The organism is Mucilaginibacter sp. JRF, assembly GCF_015223065.1.
Taxonomy (GTDB): Bacteria; Bacteroidota; Bacteroidia; order Sphingobacteriales; family Sphingobacteriaceae; genus Mucilaginibacter.
The window spans coordinates 64,338-82,536 of sequence record NZ_JADFBY010000003.1; the positions used below are offsets into that span (position 1 = coordinate 64,338).

The window sequence follows — 18,199 nt, forward strand, 5'->3', positions numbered from 1 at the left end:
CGTAAAACTACAAATAATTATGGTAAGTTATGTTTGGCCTTTGTCTGAATAATCAGATCAGATTGGAAATTAATGTTGGATAAACACCTATCACGATAGTAATAAGCGCAGATACACCCAGCACAAAGCCGTAATATGCCGGTACGGCAACCTCGCCCCTGTCGGTAGTTTTAAAGTACATGGCGATGATAACCCTAAAGTAATAGAATATGCTGATGATAGCGTTAACCACTGCCAGCACCACAAGCCATAACTGGTATTTCGACAATGCCTCAGAGAACATGAAAAATTTACCGATAAAGCCCGCGGTTAACGGTATACCTGCCAGCGAAAGCATAGATACAGTTAAAGTAAACGCCAGGAACGGATTTTTCGCGGCCAGGCCATTAAAGCTATCAAAGCTATCTGAACCACTTTGGCGATGCACCAGTATCAAGACACCAAAAGCGATGATAGAGGCCACTGAGTAAGCCGATGCGTATACAAATACTGAGCTATCTGATTTATCGCCCAGCGCCACAATAGCGAACAACAAGTAACCAGCGTGTGATATGCTCGAAAAGGCCAGCATACGCTTAAAGCTTTGCTGATAAAGTGCGGTTATGTTACCGATGAATAATGTTATAATGGTGATGACAAGCAATACCGGCGACCAAAAATCAGACAGGGTAGTAAAGCTGGCTGAGAACAAACGTAGGAATGCCGCGAAACCGGCGGTTTTTACCACCGTTGACATGAAGGTGGTGATCAGTGTTGGTGAACCTTCGTACACATCCGGGGTCCAGAAGTGAAAAGGCGCGGCACCTACTTTAAAGCACATACCTACAATGATGAGCAGCAAGCCGGTATAGAAAAGCGGCCCTATGTCGTGCGAATGGGTAACTACATAATTACGGATAGCCTCCAGGTTAAATGAACCCGATGCGCCATAGATGAGCGTGATACCGAATAACAGGAATCCGGTTGAGAAAGCACCCATCAAAAAGTATTTCAATGCAGCCTCGTTTGAGGCGAAATCATTTTTGCGGATACCCGCCAAAATATACAAGCTAACCGACATGATCTCGATACCGATGAACAGCATCACCAAATTATGGAATGATACCATAACGATGATACCTGCCAAAGCGAACAGTATGATGGCATAATACTCGGCCACGTGGCTGCTTATCTTCTCAAAATACCCCTTTGAAAGCAGTAATATCAATATGGTTGATAGTATGGTGATACCCGAGAAAGCGATGGAAAAGTTATCAAACAGCATCATGCCTGAAAATATGGGTTCGGCACTGTTGTTCCATTCGGTAATGGCAAAGCCCAAACCAATCAGCAAACCTATAACTGCCACAGGCAATAAAGCCTTACTCGCTTTAAATAACCCAAGGTAAAGAAGTATCAAGGGTAAAACTGATAATATTATTAAGGTGGTCATCTATATTTTTGATCTTGATTCGCTTATATTCTTATTTTGTGGTCATCGCTGACACTTTCTGACTTATCTCGGCAAGCAAGTTATTCACTGATGCTTCTGATATATGCAGCAATGGTTGTGGGTATACACCCAACACTATGATCAATGCGCAAATTATTCCTAAAACTAATTTTTCGCTACCGGTAATGTCGGTAAACAGGGCGGTTAATTCATTGGTTTCGCCGTGCATTACTTGCTTGTACATACGCAGCATGTATACCGCGCCGAATATGATGGTTAAGCCCGCAACCGCGGCTATCCAAATATTATAGTTGAATACCGCTTTCAGTAATAAAAACTCACCGATAAAGCCATTGGTTAATGGCAGAGCCACAGTACCTAAAGTAATGATGAGGAACGCGATAGAAAACTGCGGGGCAACCTTTGCTATACCACCCATCAGGCTAATATCGCGGGTGTTAAGTCGGCGGCTGATGATATCCCATATAAAGAATAAGCCTACTACGTTAATGCCGTGGTTCACCATTTGTATCAGCGCGCCTTGCATACCCTGAGTATTGTAAGCGAATATACCTGCCGCTATTAAACCTACGTGGGCAATGGATGAATAGGCTACCAAACGTTTACCATCCTTTTGGTTAAAGGCAATCAGCGATGCATATACAATACCAATTACCGCCAGTATGATCACGATGTTTTGCCATATTAAAAAGCCAACCGGTACATTGGGCAGCAACCAGCGGATAACGCCATAGATACCCATTTTTAGCATGATGCCCGAAAGCAACATGGTGCCTGCCGATGGTGACACTGTATACGTATCGGGCTGCCAGGTATGGAATGGGAAAACCGGCATCTTGATAGCGAATGCGATGAAGAACGCCCAGAATAACCAGGCCTGTTGCAGGTTGGTCAATCCCATACTGCTCAGATCGCTTAGCTCATAAGTTTTTGCCGGGCTGTGCAAGTACAGGTAGATCAGGCCTAAAAGCATGAACAACGAACCAGCGAATGTGTAGATGAAGAACTTAATGGTGATACGTACCCTGTTTTCGCCGCCCCATAATGCGCAGATGAAATAGATAGGTATCAGCGCGGCTTCCCATCCTACATAGAATAAAAAGCCGTTTAGCGCGGTGAACACCACAAGCATACCCGCCTGCATAAACAATATAAGGCCATAAAAAGCACCGGCGTTTTTATATTGATGCTGATAGGTAGTAAGGATGATCAGCGGAACAAGCACCGTGGTTAACAGAACCATGATCATGCTGATGCCATCAATACCGGCAGTAAAATATATACCATATTTAGGCAGCCAAGGGTAGCTTACGCTAAACTGTACAGCAGCATTGGGCACAAACTGACTTAAAAGCAGCAAGGCTATGGCCAGCTCGGCAACAGCAAAAAATAATGCTACATGCTTGGCTGCGCCGTTTTTAATAAAGGCGGTAATTACAGCGGCAATTACAGGTAAAAAAAGTAGAATACTAACCGTCATTTTATCAACTTAACGCTTGCGTTTTTTAATTAATTAGGGTGTAACCGTATAGCAGCACTGCCACAATACCTATAACCATCATAAATATATAGAAGCCCACATTACCTGTTTGCAACAGGCGCAGACCCTTACTTGCTTCAATTGAGCTTTTACCCAAACCATTTACCAGGCCATCAATACCCAGCAGATCAACCACTTTGTAAAAGAATACCGAAAGGGCATCCAATGGCCGGCGGATCAGGAAATCATACAATTCATCTACATAGAATTTATTGTATGACAGGTTTGACAGTATGTGGCGGTCCTCAGTATCAGCAGCCGGAACATGCTTGCCGCTGATGTATTTGGTATAAGCATAAAGTAATGCAATTACAGCCGCGCCCACTGATACGCCCATCAATATCCATTCGGTACTGTGCGAAAGGTGATGCGCCTCGCCGGTAAGTTTTGCCGAAGCCTCGAACACAGGCGCCAGGAATGTACCCAACTCGTGATGACCGCCTAAAACTTCGGGCACGCCTATCATACCACCTATCATCGATAATACAGCCAGCACAATAAGCGGGATGGTCATGGTAGCAGGAGATTCATGCAGATGGTGTTCCTGATCGTGCGTACCACGGAATTTACCGAAGAACGTAAGGAACAACATACGGAACATATAGAACGAAGTGAAACCGGCGGTGATCACCCCAATTACATACAAAGTAGTGCTATGCTCAAAGGTATGCGCCAGTATTTCATCCTTTGAAAAGAAACCCGAGAACGGCGGAATACCCGCTATAGCGATAGTACCGATAAGCATGGTATAGAACGTTACGGGCAGCTTGCCCTTCAGTCCACCCATTTTGCGCATATCCTGCTCATTACTCATGCCGTGGATAACCGAACCGGCACCGAGGAACAGCAATGCCTTAAAGAATGCGTGAGTAAGTACGTGGAAGAATGCCCCGGTATAAGCGCCTACGCCCAAACCCAAAAACATATAACCCAGTTGCGATACCGTTGAATAAGCCAGTACCTTCTTAATATCAGTTTGTGTAAGTGCGATGAGTGCCGCGAATGTAGCGGTAGCCAAACCTACTATTGAAATTACTTCAAGCGTTACCGGTGCCAGGGTGAACAATATGTTCGAGCGGGCTATCATGTAGATACCGGCGGTAACCATGGTGGCGGCGTGTATCAGTGCTGATACCGGAGTTGGGCCGGCCATCGCGTCGGGTAGCCAGGTAAACAATGGTATTTGTGCGGACTTACCGGTGGCGCCCACAAACAGCAGCAATGTAATTAGCAAAATGGTGCTATCGCCGGAGTGCATGGTGGCAGCCTTGGTAAATACATCAGCAAAGCTGATGCTGCCAAAGGTGTTAAATATCAGGAATACCGCGATCAGGAAACCAAGATCGCCAATACGGTTCATTACAAATGCTTTTTTAGCGGCATCGGCATAGCTTGGGTTATTGAACCAGAAGCCGATAAGCAGGTATGAGCATAGCCCCACGCCTTCCCAACCGATGAACATTACCAGGTAATTGGAGCCCATTACCAGCAACAGCATAAAGAAAACGAACAGGTTTAAGTAAGCAAAGAACTTACCAAAGCCTTTATCGTGGTGCATATAGCCGATAGAATATAAATGGATGAGGAAGCCTACGCCGGTAATAATAAGTAGCATGATCGAGCTCAGCTGATCTATCAAAAAGGCGAACGGCACCTTTACATTACCTACCGAAAACCACTCGAACAGGTTTACGTTGACAGGCACTCCCGATGCCTTGATCTGAAAAAAGGTAGCCACGCTTAACCCGAATGATACCAGTACCAGCAGGCTGCCAATAGCGCCAATTAAATTTTTAGGCAAAGCATTACGCCCAAGCCCGTTAATAATAAAACCGGCTAACGGCAGTAAAGGAATAAGCCAGATGTATTTGTCCATGTATAAAGCCCCCTCTAAATCCCCCTCTAAAGAGGAAGACCTGGTGATATTTTTATTTTTTTATTTTGTCCCTATCGGGATTGTATTAACTATTCGCCCTCGTTTACTATCTCCTCCCCTTCAGGGGAGGCCGGGAGGGGTTTACCATTTCAACCTGTTCAGCACATTTATATCCAGCGAGTTGGTGTTGCGGTATATCATTACAATGATGGCCAGCCCGATAGCTACCTCGGCAGCGGCTAAGGCCATAATAAAGAATACGAACACCTGCCCGGCGGCATCGCCCCTGTATACCGAAAACGCGGTAAGCAGCAGGTTAACCGCGTTAAGCATCAGCTCAACCGACATAAAAATAATGATGGCATTACGGCGCAGCAATACACCAACTACCCCTATTGTAAATATGATGGCGCTTAACAAAATGTAATGATTAAGCGGCACCGCTTGTATAGCGTTAGTAAAGCTTTCCATCAGGTTGTGTTTTGGGTTGTTTATCCTTAGTTGCCAGTAAAACAGCGCCTACCATTGCCGATAGCAACAGCAGCGATGATACTTCAAACGGCAATAAAAATTCGTTGAACAGTATTTTACCCAGGTTTTTCACCAAACCCAGCTCGGGGTTTTGCAGCACTACCGGCTGCGATATGGCCATGGTTTTTAACGAAGCCACAATAGTTACCAGCAGGCAGCCTCCGCCAAACACGGCAGCAATTTTTACGATGTTAGATTTCATGGGCTCATTATCCTTATTCAGGTTCATGAGCATGAGCGTGTACAGGAAAAGTACCAGTATGGCCCCCATGTAAACAATAAAATTCACAACGGCCAAAAATTGCGCGTTCAGCAATATGTAATGCACCGTGAACGTAAAAAAGGTTAATACCAGGTATAATATACTATGCACGGGGTTACGTGCCGTAATAACCAGTATCGCAAAAAATATGGACAGGAATGCGATGAAGTAAAATGTACTCATTGTTTAGTATTGAAAAACACCTTGCCCGCCTGTATGCCGGGCTAAGGTATAAAACTTCTTTTTTTATTGGTTTAAAGGCGCTTCCACTAATTTATCCTTGCCATAAATAAAATCCTTACGCAGGTAATCGGCCGGTACAATATCGCCATCTAAATAAATAGCTTCTTTAGGGCAGGCCTCCTCGCATAAGCCGCAAAAAATGCAGCGCAGCATGTTTATCTCGTAAACGGCAGCGTATTTCTCCTCGCGGTACAGGTTCTCCTCACCTTTCTGGCGCTCGGCGGCGGTCATGGTAATGGCCTCTGCCGGGCACGATAGCGCGCACAAGCCGCAGGCGGTACAACGCTCACGCCCGTTCTCATCGCGCTTAAGCGAGTGCATCCCCCTGAAATTTTCAGAGAACTCACGCTTTTGCTCAGGATACTTAATGGTTACCGGTTTCTTAAAAAAGTGCTTCATAGTAATTGCCAGGCCCTTAAAAATGGCAGGCAAATAAGCGCGCTCCCAAATATTGAGCGGCTTTACTTCAAGTACTTTCTTTTTATTGCTTAATGATTCCATTTAATTCGATCTCCGCATTAATTTAAAAGCGTAACAACTATACCGGTTATTACAATATTGGCAATGGCCAAAGGTATCAGGGTTTTCCAGCCCAGGTTCATCAACTGATCGTAACGGAAGCGCGGGATAGTCCAGCGTATCCACATAAAGAAGAAGATGAACGCGAATATTTTAGCGAACAGCACGATAACGCCAATTATGGTGATCCAGTTGGCCGAAAGGCCCAGGCTATCCATAAACGGAAAGTTATAACCACCAAAATATAATGTAGCCATTACCGCTGATGACACGAACATATTGATGTATTCGGCAAAAAGGTAAAAGCCCAGTTTCATGGATGAATATTCGGTATGATAACCACCTACAAGCTCGGTTTCACACTCAGGCAAATCGAACGGGGTACGGTTGGTTTCGGCAAAGGCGCATACAATGAATATCAGGAAGCCTAATGGTTGTTTAAAGAAGTTCCATGTAAACCAGCCATCATGCCAAAAGCCATGTTGTTGCTCCGCGATCTCGCGCAAGCTTAACGAACCGGTTACCAGCAGCAGGGCAATGATGGAAAGACCCATTGAAATTTCGTAGCTGATGTTTTGCGATGCCGCACGGATAGCGCCCAGCAGCGAGTATTTATTGTTTGATGCCCAGCCACCTATCATGATGCCGTATACACCTAATGATACCACACCGAAGATGTACAGGATACCTACGTTAATATCAGTAACCTGCAAATCAATAATGGTTGAACCAATGGTAAGTTTTTGCCCCCACGGAATAACCGCCGAACCGATACATGCCGTTAATATAGCCAGTGATGGACCTACGATAAACAGCAAACCACTTGCCCTTGTAGGGATGATCTCCTCTTTCAAAAACATCTTGGCACCATCGGCCAAAGGCTGTAACATACCAAACGGACCGGCACGGTTAGGGCCTACCCTATCCTGAAAAAAGGCAGCAATCTTACGCTCGGCATAGGTAGAGTACATGGCTATCACCAGGCTGATAGCGAACACTATAACGATCAGTATAACTTTTACTATGATATCTGTTAATTCCATTTACAGGCGGGTTTCGCGTTCAAATTGTTCTTTATTAGCTTCCTGCAACAGCGGATTGGTTTTTACCACCGGCAGCGGCTTCATGGTTTCGTAATGGTTAGCGCTGATAACTGATTTATGCGATACCTTGCGCGGGCCTTCGATGGTCCAGTCGGCAGTTTTCTTTGTATCAAAACGGCAGGTATTGCAAATGAATTCCTCCACCTCGCCATAAACATCCTTACGGCCTGTTACCCTGATTACATCCTCTCCTTTGTACCATAAGGTTACTTTGCCGCAGCATTTATCGCAATCGCGGTGCGCCTCAACCGGTTTGGTGAACCATACACGGTTTTTAAAGCGGAAGGTTTTATCTGTTAACGCCCCTACCGGACAAACATCTATCACGTTGCCCGAAAAATCGTTATCAACAGCTTTCTCAATATAGGTTGATATTTCTGAATGATCGCCACGGTTAAGTATACCGTGCAGGCGGGTATTGGTTATCTGGTCGGCAGTAAACACGCAGCGATAGCATAGTATACAGCGCGTCATGTGCAGTTGTATCTTATCGCCAATGTCAATCTTCTCAAACGTACGGCGGTCAAACTCATAACGGGTTTTGGCTGCGCCATGTTCATAGCCCAGATCCTGCAAATGGCATTCTCCGGCCTGATCGCACACCGGGCAATCAAGCGGGTGGTTGATCAGCAGCATCTCTACCACACCTTTACGGGCTTCAATAACCTCGGGCGATGTAATGTTTTGCACTTCCATGCCATCCATCACCGTGGTACGGCATGATGCTACCAGCTTAGGCATAGGGCGCGGATCTTTTTCAGAGCCTTTGCTTACCTTAACCAAACAGGTACGGCATTTACCGCCGCTGCCCTCAAGCTTTGAGTAATAACACATAGCAGGCGGAACAATATCGCCACCTATCTGCCTCGCGGCATTCAGGATGCTTGTTCCGGGTTCTACGTCAACAGTGATTCCGTCTATCGTTACTTTCATTTTATCACTCCTAAATCCTCACTTACGGTGATGGACTTTTAAGACCTTTTTCTTATTTCCTTGTCATGTTCGCCCTTTGACGGGCTCAGGGTGACACCCTTTTATTTTATTACGCTTCCGCCTTTTCTATCTTCGGCAACGGATCGGCGTAATGGGCCAAACCGTAGTTGCGTGTGGTAGCTTCGGCAGCGTTGGTAACATGCCATTCAAACTCATCCCTAAAGTGGCGTATGGCGCTGGCTACCGGCCAGGCTGCCGCGTCACCCAGCGGACAAATGGTGTTACCCTCAATTTTTTTAGATACATCAACCAGCAAATCCATGTCGCTCATTTTGCCATGACCATATTCCAGGCGATGCAAAACCTTTTCCATCCAGCCGGTACCCTCACGGCATGGCGAACATTGTCCGCAGCTTTCGTGGTGATAAAAACGGGCAAAGTTCCAGGTGTTACGCACAATGCACTGATCTTCATCAAACACGATAAAACCACCCGAACCCATCATACTGCCGGTAGCGAAGCCCCCGTCAGACAGGGACTCGTAGCTCATCAGCCTGCTCTCGTTGTTGATGGTTTTCAGTGTCAAATTAGCCGGCAAAATTGGCACTGATGATCCACCGGCCACTACCGCTTTCAGGCGTTTGCCATTGGCTATACCGCCGCAATATTCGTCGCTGTAAATAAATTCTTCAACAGGCACACCCAACTCTATCTCATAAACACCCGGTTTATTGATATTGCCCGATGCCGAGATCAGTTTGGTACCTGTGCTGCGGCCGATGCCTATTTTAGCATACTCGTCGCCACCCTCGTTAATGATAGGGACTACGGCAGCAATAGATTCTACGTTGTTAACCACCGTAGGGCAACCATACAAACCGGCGATGGCCGGGAATGGCGGCTTAATGCGCGGGTTACCACGTTTGCCTTCTAATGATTCGAGAAGCGCGGTTTCTTCACCGCAGATGTAGGCACCGCCACCGGGTTGTACGTACAATTCCAGATCGTAACCGGTACCTAATATATTTTTGCCTAACAAACCTACATTTTTGGCCTCGGCAATGGCTTTTTCAAGAATGCGTATCTGCGGCATCATCTCGCCGCGAACGTATATGTATGAGGTATTGGCACCCAGGGCGTAACTGGCCACTATCATTCCCTCGATCAGTAAGTGAGGGATCTTGGTCATCAGGTAACGATCCTTAAAAGTACCGGGTTCTGATTCATCGGCATTGCAAACCAGGTAACGGGGCACACCTTCGGGCTTGGCCAAAAAGCTCCACTTCATCCCCGTAGGGAAACCCGCACCACCACGGCCACGCAAGCCTGATTTTTTTACCTCCTCCACAACATCGTCAGGAGAGAGTGTTTTCAGCGCCTTTTTAACCGCGGCATAACCACCTGTTTGGCGATACCCCTGAAGGGTATTGATGCCGGGTGCATTTATATGTTGTAATAATAATTTGCGTCCCATTAGTTATTCGCCTTTGCTTTCAAGTCCGCTATTAAACTATCAACCGATTGGGTTGTTAAATTCTCGTAAAAGGTATACTCAGGGCCAATTTGCAGTACCGGGCCAAAGCCACAGGCAGCCAAACATTCCACACCGCGCCAGCTAAATAAGCCATCGGTAGTTACTTCACCCTCTTTAACACCTAACTGCTGCTCAATGTAGTCCATTATTTTTTCGGCACCTACAAGGCAACATGGGCCTGTACGGCAAACCTCCAGTACATATTTGCCTTGCGGGCGCATAAAGTACATGGTGTAAAAGGTTGCCACCTCATATACCTCAATAGGTAATATGTTAAGATACTCGGCCACCTTATCCATAGCCGGGGCACTTACCCAACCGTATTCAGCCTGTACCAGATGCAATACCGGCAGCAAGGCCGATTTTTGCTTTCCTTCCGGATAACGGCTTTTTATATCATCAAACTTAGCGATCAGCGCTGCTGAAAACTCAACAGGTGCCTGCTCAGTATTTTCAACTCTAAGCATCTAATTCTCCCGCTATAACGTTTAAACTACTCATGTTAATTATCGCGTCAGACAGTAGCATGCCCTGACTCATGGGCGCGTACATCTGGTAATTTATAAAGCTTGGCCTGCGGAAGTGCAAACGGTATGGCGAACGGCCACCATCGTTAACCAGGTAAAAACCCAATTCGCCGTTAGCGCCTTCAACCGCGTGGTAAACCTCGGTAACCGGTGTTTCCACCTCGCCCATCACTATCTTAAAGTGATAGATCAGCGCTTCCATGTTATTATAAACTTCTTCCTTTGGAGGCAGATAGAACTCCGGCACATCAGCGTGGAATATATCCGCAGGTTCTTTTTCTATCTTGTTAAGCGCCTGCTCAATAATGCGCAAGCTTTGCTTCATTTCCTCGTTACGTACTAAAAAGCGGCTGTAAACGTCGCCATTCTCTCCTACCGGGATCTCAAAATCGAAATCTTCGTATGATGAATAGGGCTCCATAGCGCGTACATCATAATCAATACCGGCAGCACGCAGCAACGGCCCGCTCCAGCTATAGCTTAAAGCGGTTTCGGCAGTTACCGGGGCAACACCTTTGGTACGATCAATAAATATGCGGTTACGGTTAAACAGTTTTTCAAACTCCTTTAAAACCGGCGGGAACTCCTTAATAAACTTGCGGATCTTGTTAAACGCGATGGTATTGAAATTACGCTCAAACCCGCCTATACGGCCAATATTGGTTGTAAGGCGCGAGCCGCATATCTCCTCGTAAATTTCATATATCTCTTCGCGATACTCCATCATGTACAAAAAGCCGGTAAAAGCCCCTGTATCAACACCCAATACCCCGTTACATATAATGTGATCGGCAATGCGGGCAAGTTCCATGATGATGACGCGCATATAATCCACACGCTTAGGCATGGTGATACCGGCAAGCTTTTCAACCGTCATGTGCCAACCCATATTGTTTATTGGCGATGAGCAATAGTTCAGCCTGTCTGTCAGCGGCGTGATCTGGTAAAACGGACGGTGCTCGGCAATTTTCTCGAACGCGCGGTGTATATAGCCTATGGTTGATACCCCGCTCACTATACGCTCGCCATCCATTTGCAGTACGTTTTGGAAAACGCCGTGCGTAGCCGGGTGCGTTGGCCCTAAATTAAGGGTCGATAGTTCGCTTTGCGGATCATTATCAAAAAATACAGGATGGTTCTGCATATGTATTATCTTCCAAAAAAGTAATCTTTCTTATCTACACGGTTCGGGTCTTCCAGCGGAAATTCTTTACGCATCGGGAAGGCCGTCATATCGTCAACATTTAAAATACGGCGCAGGTCGGGGTGGCCGTCAAACACAACGCCAAAAAAGTCGTAGGTTTCGCGCTCCATCCAGTTGGCACCATTCCACAGCACGGTAGCGGTAGGCACGTGTACATCGCCATCGGCAACAAATACCTTTACACGGATACGCACATTATTTACCAAACTATGCAGGTGATATATTATACCGATAGGTTTTTCCTGTTCAGGATAATGGATAGCGGTGATGTCTGTCAAAAAAATGAATTGCAGTGTCGCGTCATTTTTCAGGAAACCCAGCAGATCGATGATCTGTTCACGGCCGGTTTCAACAGTTAGCAGGCTATGGGGTTCACCAATTACGGTTACCTGTTCGCCAAATTTAGCGGCTATCTTATCTAAAACTTCCTGATTGGTTATTTTACCCATTACTGAATTCCGTATTTAGCTAATAATTCCTGGTACTTAGGCTCGTTGCGGCGGCGCAGCGATTCGGTTTGTACCAGTTTCTGAATATTGATAAAACCATCAATTATGGCTTCGGGGCGTGGCGGGCAACCGGGTACATAAACATCAACAGGTATAACCTCATCAATGCCCTGTAATACCGAATATGTATCAAATATACCACCGCTTGAAGCGCAGGCGCCAACAGCCATTACCCAGCGTGGCTCGGCCATTTGCAGGTATACCTGGCGCAGTACAGGTGCCATTTTTTTTGATATGGTACCCATAACCATCAGCAGGTCGGCCTGGCGTGGCGAAAAGCTTAAACGCTCGGCACCAAAACGGGAAAGATCATAATGAGAGCCCATTGTGGCCATGAACTCAATACCACAGCATGATGTTGCAAATGGCAGCGGCCATAATGAGTGTGAACGAGCCAGCCCGATTGCTTTATCAAGCGAGGTGGCGAAGAACCCTGAACCTTCAACACCCGGAGGGGCATCAACTATCTGAATATCACTCATGAACTACTATTATAAACTTAGGTTTTACCGGCAAAAAGACCGCCGGACACCACAAATTTATAATAAAATACGAGCTATACGCATTCAGAGGGCTATGTATGAGGTATTTAGAATCAATCTAAACTCAATCCCATTCAAGAGCGCGTTTCTTGATAATGTAGATAAAGCCAAGCAATAGTGTACCCATAAATATGAACATTTCTATCATACCGGTTTTGCCTAACTCCTTAAAGTTCACGGCCCAGGGGTACATAAATATCACCTCCACATCAAACAAAACAAATAGGATGGCTACCAGGAAGTATTTGATTGAGATAGGGGTACGTGCGTTACCGATAACCTCAATACCCGACTCGAACGGGGTAAGCTTATCATTAGTTACACGCTTGGGCCCTATTTTGTGGGTTACAAACATGGTTGTAAATACAAAACCCAGCGCAACTACCATTTGGAAAATGATAGGCAGAAAGTTAATTGGTAAACTCTGTGCTTCCATATTGCAAATATAATGATGCAGTTGTAATAAAAAAGGCCTCATTAAAAATGAGGCCTTTTGTTTATTTTATCGGGCAAGGTTTATTTACCGCTTGCTCCGCCTTTTTTAGAGAAGAAACTTATTACCTGTTTATTAGTAGGATCTAACTCCTTAGCCTTGGCAAAGTTTTCGGTAGCCTTGGCATTATCTTTTTCTTTGTAAGCAGCATAGTTACCTAAGTAAATATAGCTTTCGGCCAAGCCTTTTTTCGATTTATCATCAGGTGCGCCTTTAGCGTTTACTACCTCGATGTATTTTTCGTAAAAAGGTTTTGCAAAACCGCTAATGTTGTTACGGTCTTTTTCTTTCAGCTCATTAACACGTGCACGGTACAGATAAGCATCGGCAAATGGTTGTGTAGCTGTTTTTTGGATAATGTAGCTAAACGCGCTGTCAGCTTTAGCTAAAACTGAATCAGCTTCAGGTTTTTTAGCATCATAACCAAAGTAGTAGCTTAAGCCCTCGTAAAAGTAATCGGTAAGTTTAACGTCACGACCACCTTTTTGAGTGAACATATTGTAAGCATCACCTGCCTCAACATACTTTTTCTTTTGATAAAATGCCTTAGCGATCTCTGCATACACAGCGGTTTGTGTAGTATCTAACTCAATTGCTTTTCTCAAAGTATTGATACCGGTTGAATCATTACCTAAAGCAATTTGAGTACGACCTAAGTACAGGTAATCGCGAGGGATGATACGTTTTTCACCAGCTTCAGCCATGAATTTTTGCATACCGTCTAACGCCGCCTGATAGTTTTTGTTCTCAAAGTTAGCGTAAGCTTTGTAACGATATATCTTCAGGTTAGTATTTGCACCCGGAAGCTTTTCAAGTTCGGCAACCTCAGCCTGTAGCGTAGGGTAATCACCGGCGGCTAACAAAAAGTCGGCATAACGCATACGTGACTCAGCTGAACGGTCTGTTAAGCTCAGGTATTTTTTATAGTTCTCAACACCTTCTTTAACTTTAACTGATGCCATTTTGGGATCGTTGAATGCCCAACGCAGGTCGGTTTCAGCCCACTCGCGGTAAGCAGGGCCATAGTTAGGGTTGATAGCCAATGCTGCTTTGTATTCAGTTTCTGACTGCTCAAAGTTGTTGGCATATCTCCAAAGCACACCTTTAGCTACAATAGCGCTCGCTGCTTTAGCGTCAACGGTTAAAGCTTCCTGGTAGTTAGCTAAAGCTTCGCTGCTTTTTACTAACAAACGGTTAGCGTTACCCAGCTCAACCAATAAAGCGGCATCCTTAGCGTTAACGGCCTTACCTTTAGCCAATACATCAGCGGCTGCTTTAGCATCAGCAGGATCAAGCAAGTAAGCTTCACCTACGTATAAGTATGGCGTGCTGTTTTTACCTGCAAGGCTGATAGCCTGATTAAAGTTAGTAGTAGCACCGGTCGCGTTTTTCTCTAAACGGGCTACGGCACCTAAACCTGCATAGTTTAATGCTGATTTAGCGTTTTTTGCGATACCCTGGGTAAATACAGCTTTTGCTGAATCCGGATAATCCTGTAATATATATACCCAGCCCAGGTAGAAATAATTTTCATCCTTGTCGGCCTGTGTTTGGGTCAGATTTTTAAGCATTGATTTTGCTTTCTGATACTGCTCGGCGTCAATAGCTTTTTTGGCGTCGTCTAAACTTTGCGAAAAAACTGATGAACCCATAAGCATCAGCGGCAATGCTGCGGTGGCAATTTTACTGATCTCTTTCATCGATTAATTTATTTTACTCTTTCTTTATGTTTATTTCTCTACGTGGAATCGAATCTGGCAATAAACCGGACTTAAGTATGATACGTTGTCCGCGTTCGCTTGCCAAAAATGATGCAAATCCTGTGCCTAAACCTACCCGGCCGGTGCTATTTAAAATGTATAGCCCTCTGCTTAACGGGTACTGTTTTAAGACAAGTGAAGTTTGTGATGGTTTAAAATATTCCTTCGGGTATTCTTTGCTACCCTCATCACGCACGCCCATTATCTGCACTTTTTGCACATATTGCGCGTAATCCTCATCAGGGTCATTAAGCCAGCTAAAACCAACTATGCCTATAGCCCCCTCATGTTCACTTACATATTTTATAACCTCTTTGTTTGACTTAAGCGCATAAATATTCTTTTGCTTAAGCTCGCTGTTGCCCGAAAATGTCTTTAGATAACGTACGACACTGGAGTTCGGATTATCAAAAACGATATTACGGTCGGTTTTAGTCTGTCCGTTCAGCATTTTTTTTATTTCTGACACTGTGATGAGCGTATCAGCCGATGTTTTGCTTACGATCAAAGCCACAGCATCAACCGCGAACTTGTCAACTATCGGTGGTAGCTTACGTTCGTCAAATACTTTTTTCTCGGCATCAGTTAACTCGCGCGACATGATGGCTACACGAATACTATCGTTCAAAAACAAGTTTAACAACTCGTTTTCTGACATGTATTGTATATCAACCTTAGCTTTACTGAACAGATTTTCGAACACTACCTGCTCCTCGGCAACTATGGGTTCAAATGATTCATCAGCAAGAATTTTGATCTTGCCTTCGGCAAAACTGTCTGACGGGCCATTGCCATCCTGCTGTGGCGAACCGCATGCCGATAGCATTAGCCCGGCAGCAACCGAGAGTATAAGTTTAATACTATTCTTCGTCATTATCCTTTTTCAGTAAGCGTGAAAACCGGAGTATACCGTAAAAAATAAAGAATGCGCCAAACAGGTAACGCTGCCAGCCGGTAAGCGGCAGGTTCATGGCATCCCAAAACATGACCATTACACCAAGTGTAATAACACAGATAAATGTAATAACCCCTAAAATAAGCAAAAATCGCCTTTTGAGCGATTTTTGCTTTGAATTTGTATTAAATGGCATTTTATGCAATTATTCGCTTGCTAAGTTAAATGCGATTGGAACGGTGTACTGAACACGCACCGCACGACCATTCTGCATACCAGGGGTCCATTTTGGTGACTTTTTCAATACACGTACAGCTTCCTCATCACAACCACTACCAATACCGCGAAGTACTTTGATATCAGTTAATGAACCATCTCTCTCCACAACGAACTGCACGAATACACGGCCTTGTACGTTGTTTTCGCGAGCTACGGCCGGATAACGTATATTTTTAGTAAGATAATTACCGAAAGCCGCTAAACCACCAGGGAAGGTAGGTTGAGCTTCAACCGCGGTAAAGATCTCGTTAGGGTCACTTTCGATCACTTGCTTAACGTCAGAGTTACCTACAGGCTCATCAATACGTATTTCAGCGTTCGGGTCACCTTTCTGGTCACGTTGGCCAGGGTCAGCAACTTCAAGTTCCTTAACAGTTGGCGGATCTTTCTCTACAACCTGATCGTCAGGCTTTACCACCGGAGGTGGAAATTTAACCTGGTCAACCTTTGGTTTTGGTGGCTCAGGTGCTGGCGGAGGTGGTTTTTTAGTTTGATCTACGGGTGGAGGTGGGGTAAGTACCACATCGGTAACTTTAACCTTTTCGGCCTCCTTAGGAATGATGCCTTTTATAGCATTAACAATAGTAGGTAACGATATAACAAACACGAACAAAACAATACCAATAAGTAATGCTCTGCCGGTACGTGCTGAGTTTTTTTGCCTTAACTCATACGCACCATACGCTTTGTTACGTTCGGCGAATACTACGTCAATCCATTCCTGTTTTAATAAGTCTAATTTTGATCCTAACATTATTTTAGGCTTTACTTTATATAACGTATTAAACAGTTAATTAATATAAATTCTCTTTCTTCAACAGGTCAACTTCAACCGGCGATATATCAACAATACCGTATGATTGAATGTTTGTGATCGCAATCTCGTCAAGCGCGTCAACCATGTTTTTGTAAACTGATCTATCGCTTGGTTTAATGATCACGAACATGTATTTACCTGTCTTTTCCTGCACTTCCTTGCTTTTGTCAAGCAGGGTTTGGCGCAGGCCAGTTTTTCCGTAGCCTTCAACTTCAGGCGCTGATTTGCCGGGTTCGCCGATATACCACATCAGTTTATCGTCTTTACCTAACAACAGCGTCATGGTACGAGAAGCGGCAACATCAAGCTGCTGTTCTTGTTTCTCGTCCTTGTCCGGCATGGCAATATCCATCGCTTTTGGCTTTGACAGGGTGGTTGTTAGCATGAAGAAGGTGATCAGAAGGAAAGCCAAATCCACCATCGCTGTTAAGTCAACGCGTGTTGATGCCTTTTTACTTCTTACCTTACCGCCTTTTTTGCCACCCCCGCCGGAGGTATCTAATTCTGCCATCTTATCTTATTTTGATGCCCCTCTAAGGGTGGTAATTAAACTAAATTTATTAACTTTTTGGCGTTGCAAAATGGCTACAACATCTTTAACTACAGGATATTCTTCCTTGCTGTCGCCTTTTATTGATACACGCAGTTCCTGATTGTGCAATGCTTTTGCAGCTATACGTGATTCACGAATCCAGTTGAAAAGCTCATCGCTTACTGAATCGCGCGGTATACCCGGTTGCTGATAGCCTTTACGCTGTTCAGCATCCATATTCAAAAACTGCTTTAAGTTGCCTATTGGCACACCAAATACAGGTAATACCTCAAAGCGTGCATATTCTTCAGGAGTGAACTGCTGGCCGTATTTTTCGCCCATTTGTTGTAAAACCTGCCTGCGCACGTCATTACCCTCAACTGAGAAGAAAGCTTTACCAGAACCTACAGTTATCACAGCCAAATTATCGTCAGGAATGGGTATCTCTTTAACAGAGCCCGGAACATCTACCGGAACCGGGTCTTCAACCCTTGGTTTGGCAGTTAATATGAAAAAGGTAAGCAACAGGAACGCCACATCACACATGGCCGTCATGTCTATCGCTGTACTTTTTCGTGCTACTTTTACTTTTGGCATTTTCTTATCTTTTTAAAAATATTAATGGCTTTGTGTTAATTATACCAACC

Annotated in this window: 20 protein-coding genes; all 20 read right to left on the reverse strand. The window is 44.8% G+C overall.

Annotation, left to right across the window (positions count from 1 at the left end; translation table 11 throughout):
- Positions 1 to 52: 52 nt before the first annotated feature.
- The 20 genes from IM792_RS08880 to IM792_RS08975 all read right to left on the reverse strand — a co-directional run bounded on the left by IM792_RS08880 (position 53) and on the right by IM792_RS08975 (position 18,149).
- Entirely contained in the window at positions 53 to 1,432 is a 1,380-nt protein-coding gene (locus IM792_RS08880) for an NADH-quinone oxidoreductase subunit N (RefSeq protein ID WP_194101502.1), read from the reverse strand.
- Positions 1,433 to 1,463: 31 nt separating this feature from the next.
- A complete protein-coding gene (locus tag IM792_RS08885; RefSeq protein ID WP_194101503.1) occupies positions 1,464 to 2,933 on the reverse strand; it encodes an NADH-quinone oxidoreductase subunit M in 1,470 nt (489 codons plus the stop codon).
- Between the two features lie 25 nt (positions 2,934 to 2,958).
- Positions 2,959 to 4,869 (reverse strand): NADH-quinone oxidoreductase subunit L, encoded by a 1,911-nt coding sequence (gene nuoL, locus IM792_RS08890; RefSeq protein ID WP_194101504.1) that lies wholly within the window; start codon positions 4,867 to 4,869, stop codon positions 2,959 to 2,961.
- Between the two features lie 141 nt (positions 4,870 to 5,010).
- Positions 5,011 to 5,340 carry an NADH-quinone oxidoreductase subunit NuoK gene (gene nuoK, locus IM792_RS08895; RefSeq protein WP_194101505.1) on the reverse strand — a complete coding sequence of 110 codons (330 nt, stop codon included), beginning with the start codon at positions 5,338 to 5,340 and terminating at the stop codon, positions 5,011 to 5,013.
- Positions 5,324 to 5,845: an NADH-quinone oxidoreductase subunit J gene (locus tag IM792_RS08900; protein WP_194101506.1), complete on the reverse strand. Its 522-nt coding sequence runs from the start codon at positions 5,843 to 5,845 to the stop codon at positions 5,324 to 5,326. The genes nuoK and IM792_RS08900 overlap by 17 nt, the downstream gene beginning before the upstream one ends.
- 63 nt (positions 5,846 to 5,908) lie before the next feature.
- The gene (locus IM792_RS08905; protein ID WP_194101507.1) at positions 5,909 to 6,406 is read right to left on the reverse strand and encodes an NADH-quinone oxidoreductase subunit I; all 498 of its coding nucleotides are present in this window, start codon (positions 6,404 to 6,406) and stop codon (positions 5,909 to 5,911) included.
- Between the two features lie 17 nt (positions 6,407 to 6,423).
- Positions 6,424 to 7,467: an NADH-quinone oxidoreductase subunit NuoH gene (nuoH, locus tag IM792_RS08910; protein ID WP_194101508.1), complete on the reverse strand. Its 1,044-nt coding sequence runs from the start codon at positions 7,465 to 7,467 to the stop codon at positions 6,424 to 6,426.
- Positions 7,468 to 8,460, reverse strand: a complete 993-nt coding sequence (locus tag IM792_RS08915) for a 2Fe-2S iron-sulfur cluster-binding protein (RefSeq protein WP_194101509.1) — start codon at positions 8,458 to 8,460, stop codon at positions 7,468 to 7,470.
- Between the two features lie 109 nt (positions 8,461 to 8,569).
- Positions 8,570 to 9,934 (reverse strand): NADH-quinone oxidoreductase subunit NuoF, encoded by a 1,365-nt coding sequence (gene nuoF, locus IM792_RS08920; RefSeq protein ID WP_194101510.1) that lies wholly within the window; start codon positions 9,932 to 9,934, stop codon positions 8,570 to 8,572.
- Positions 9,934 to 10,461 carry an NAD(P)H-dependent oxidoreductase subunit E gene (locus IM792_RS08925; protein ID WP_194101511.1) on the reverse strand — a complete coding sequence of 176 codons (528 nt, stop codon included), beginning with the start codon at positions 10,459 to 10,461 and terminating at the stop codon, positions 9,934 to 9,936. The genes nuoF and IM792_RS08925 overlap by 1 nt, the downstream gene beginning before the upstream one ends.
- The gene (locus IM792_RS08930) at positions 10,454 to 11,665 is read right to left on the reverse strand and encodes an NADH-quinone oxidoreductase subunit D (RefSeq protein WP_194101512.1); all 1,212 of its coding nucleotides are present in this window, start codon (positions 11,663 to 11,665) and stop codon (positions 10,454 to 10,456) included. Before IM792_RS08930 ends, IM792_RS08925 begins: the two co-directional genes overlap by 8 nt.
- Before the next feature lie 5 nt (positions 11,666 to 11,670).
- Positions 11,671 to 12,174 (reverse strand): NADH-quinone oxidoreductase subunit C, encoded by a 504-nt coding sequence (locus IM792_RS08935; RefSeq protein ID WP_194101513.1) that lies wholly within the window; start codon positions 12,172 to 12,174, stop codon positions 11,671 to 11,673.
- Positions 12,174 to 12,716, reverse strand: a complete 543-nt coding sequence (locus IM792_RS08940) for an NADH-quinone oxidoreductase subunit B (protein WP_194101514.1) — start codon at positions 12,714 to 12,716, stop codon at positions 12,174 to 12,176. Before IM792_RS08940 ends, IM792_RS08935 begins: the two co-directional genes overlap by 1 nt.
- 124 nt (positions 12,717 to 12,840) lie before the next feature.
- Positions 12,841 to 13,212 (reverse strand): NADH-quinone oxidoreductase subunit A, encoded by a 372-nt coding sequence (locus tag IM792_RS08945; RefSeq protein WP_194101515.1) that lies wholly within the window; start codon positions 13,210 to 13,212, stop codon positions 12,841 to 12,843.
- 80 nt (positions 13,213 to 13,292) lie between these two features.
- Positions 13,293 to 14,969, reverse strand: coding sequence for a hypothetical protein (locus IM792_RS08950; RefSeq protein ID WP_194101516.1), 1,677 nt, complete (start codon positions 14,967 to 14,969; stop codon positions 13,293 to 13,295).
- A 13-nt stretch (positions 14,970 to 14,982) separates the two neighbouring features.
- Positions 14,983 to 15,903, reverse strand: coding sequence for a substrate-binding domain-containing protein (locus tag IM792_RS08955; protein WP_194101517.1), 921 nt, complete (start codon positions 15,901 to 15,903; stop codon positions 14,983 to 14,985).
- Positions 15,890 to 16,021: a hypothetical protein gene (locus tag IM792_RS21400; RefSeq protein WP_255521467.1), complete on the reverse strand. Its 132-nt coding sequence runs from the start codon at positions 16,019 to 16,021 to the stop codon at positions 15,890 to 15,892. Before IM792_RS21400 ends, IM792_RS08955 begins: the two co-directional genes overlap by 14 nt.
- Before the next feature lie 108 nt (positions 16,022 to 16,129).
- Positions 16,130 to 16,957 carry an energy transducer TonB gene (locus IM792_RS08965; protein WP_194101519.1) on the reverse strand — a complete coding sequence of 276 codons (828 nt, stop codon included), beginning with the start codon at positions 16,955 to 16,957 and terminating at the stop codon, positions 16,130 to 16,132.
- A gap of 40 nt (positions 16,958 to 16,997) precedes the next feature.
- A complete protein-coding gene (locus tag IM792_RS08970; RefSeq protein WP_194101520.1) occupies positions 16,998 to 17,531 on the reverse strand; it encodes a biopolymer transporter ExbD in 534 nt (177 codons plus the stop codon).
- Between the two features lie 6 nt (positions 17,532 to 17,537).
- The gene (locus IM792_RS08975) at positions 17,538 to 18,149 is read right to left on the reverse strand and encodes a biopolymer transporter ExbD (protein WP_194101521.1); all 612 of its coding nucleotides are present in this window, start codon (positions 18,147 to 18,149) and stop codon (positions 17,538 to 17,540) included.
- Between the last annotated feature and the right edge of the window lie 50 nt (positions 18,150 to 18,199).

Bases quoted from the DNA above. Each gene is read 5' to 3' on its own strand.
- nuoF (WP_194101510.1), bottom strand. From the start codon at position 9,934: ATGGGACGCAAATTATTATTACAACATATAAATGCACCCGGCATCAAT.
- IM792_RS08880 (WP_194101502.1), bottom strand. From the start codon at position 1,432: ATGACCACCTTAATAATATTATCAGTTTTACCCTTGATACTTCTTTAC.
- IM792_RS08975 (WP_194101521.1), bottom strand. From the start codon at position 18,149: ATGCCAAAAGTAAAAGTAGCACGAAAAAGTACAGCGATAGACATGACG.
- IM792_RS08925 (WP_194101511.1), bottom strand. From the start codon at position 10,461: ATGCTTAGAGTTGAAAATACTGAGCAGGCACCTGTTGAGTTTTCAGCA.
- IM792_RS08935 (WP_194101513.1), bottom strand. From the start codon at position 12,174: ATGGGTAAAATAACCAATCAGGAAGTTTTAGATAAGATAGCCGCTAAA.
- IM792_RS08965 (WP_194101519.1), bottom strand. From the start codon at position 16,957: ATGTTAGGATCAAAATTAGACTTATTAAAACAGGAATGGATTGACGTA.
- IM792_RS08930 (WP_194101512.1), bottom strand. From the start codon at position 11,665: ATGCAGAACCATCCTGTATTTTTTGATAATGATCCGCAAAGCGAACTA.
- IM792_RS08905 (WP_194101507.1), bottom strand. From the start codon at position 6,406: ATGGAATCATTAAGCAATAAAAAGAAAGTACTTGAAGTAAAGCCGCTC.
- nuoL (WP_194101504.1), bottom strand. From the start codon at position 4,869: ATGGACAAATACATCTGGCTTATTCCTTTACTGCCGTTAGCCGGTTTT.
- IM792_RS08940 (WP_194101514.1), bottom strand. From the start codon at position 12,716: ATGAGTGATATTCAGATAGTTGATGCCCCTCCGGGTGTTGAAGGTTCA.
- nuoH (WP_194101508.1), bottom strand. From the start codon at position 7,467: ATGGAATTAACAGATATCATAGTAAAAGTTATACTGATCGTTATAGTG.
- nuoK (WP_194101505.1), bottom strand. From the start codon at position 5,340: ATGGAAAGCTTTACTAACGCTATACAAGCGGTGCCGCTTAATCATTAC.
- IM792_RS08915 (WP_194101509.1), bottom strand. From the start codon at position 8,460: ATGAAAGTAACGATAGACGGAATCACTGTTGACGTAGAACCCGGAACA.
- IM792_RS08900 (WP_194101506.1), bottom strand. From the start codon at position 5,845: ATGAGTACATTTTACTTCATCGCATTCCTGTCCATATTTTTTGCGATA.
- IM792_RS21400 (WP_255521467.1), bottom strand. From the start codon at position 16,021: ATGGTCATGTTTTGGGATGCCATGAACCTGCCGCTTACCGGCTGGCAG.
- IM792_RS08950 (WP_194101516.1), bottom strand. From the start codon at position 14,969: ATGAAAGAGATCAGTAAAATTGCCACCGCAGCATTGCCGCTGATGCTT.
- IM792_RS08970 (WP_194101520.1), bottom strand. From the start codon at position 17,531: ATGGCAGAATTAGATACCTCCGGCGGGGGTGGCAAAAAAGGCGGTAAG.
- IM792_RS08955 (WP_194101517.1), bottom strand. From the start codon at position 15,903: ATGACGAAGAATAGTATTAAACTTATACTCTCGGTTGCTGCCGGGCTA.
- IM792_RS08885 (WP_194101503.1), bottom strand. From the start codon at position 2,933: ATGACGGTTAGTATTCTACTTTTTTTACCTGTAATTGCCGCTGTAATT.
- IM792_RS08945 (WP_194101515.1), bottom strand. From the start codon at position 13,212: ATGGAAGCACAGAGTTTACCAATTAACTTTCTGCCTATCATTTTCCAA.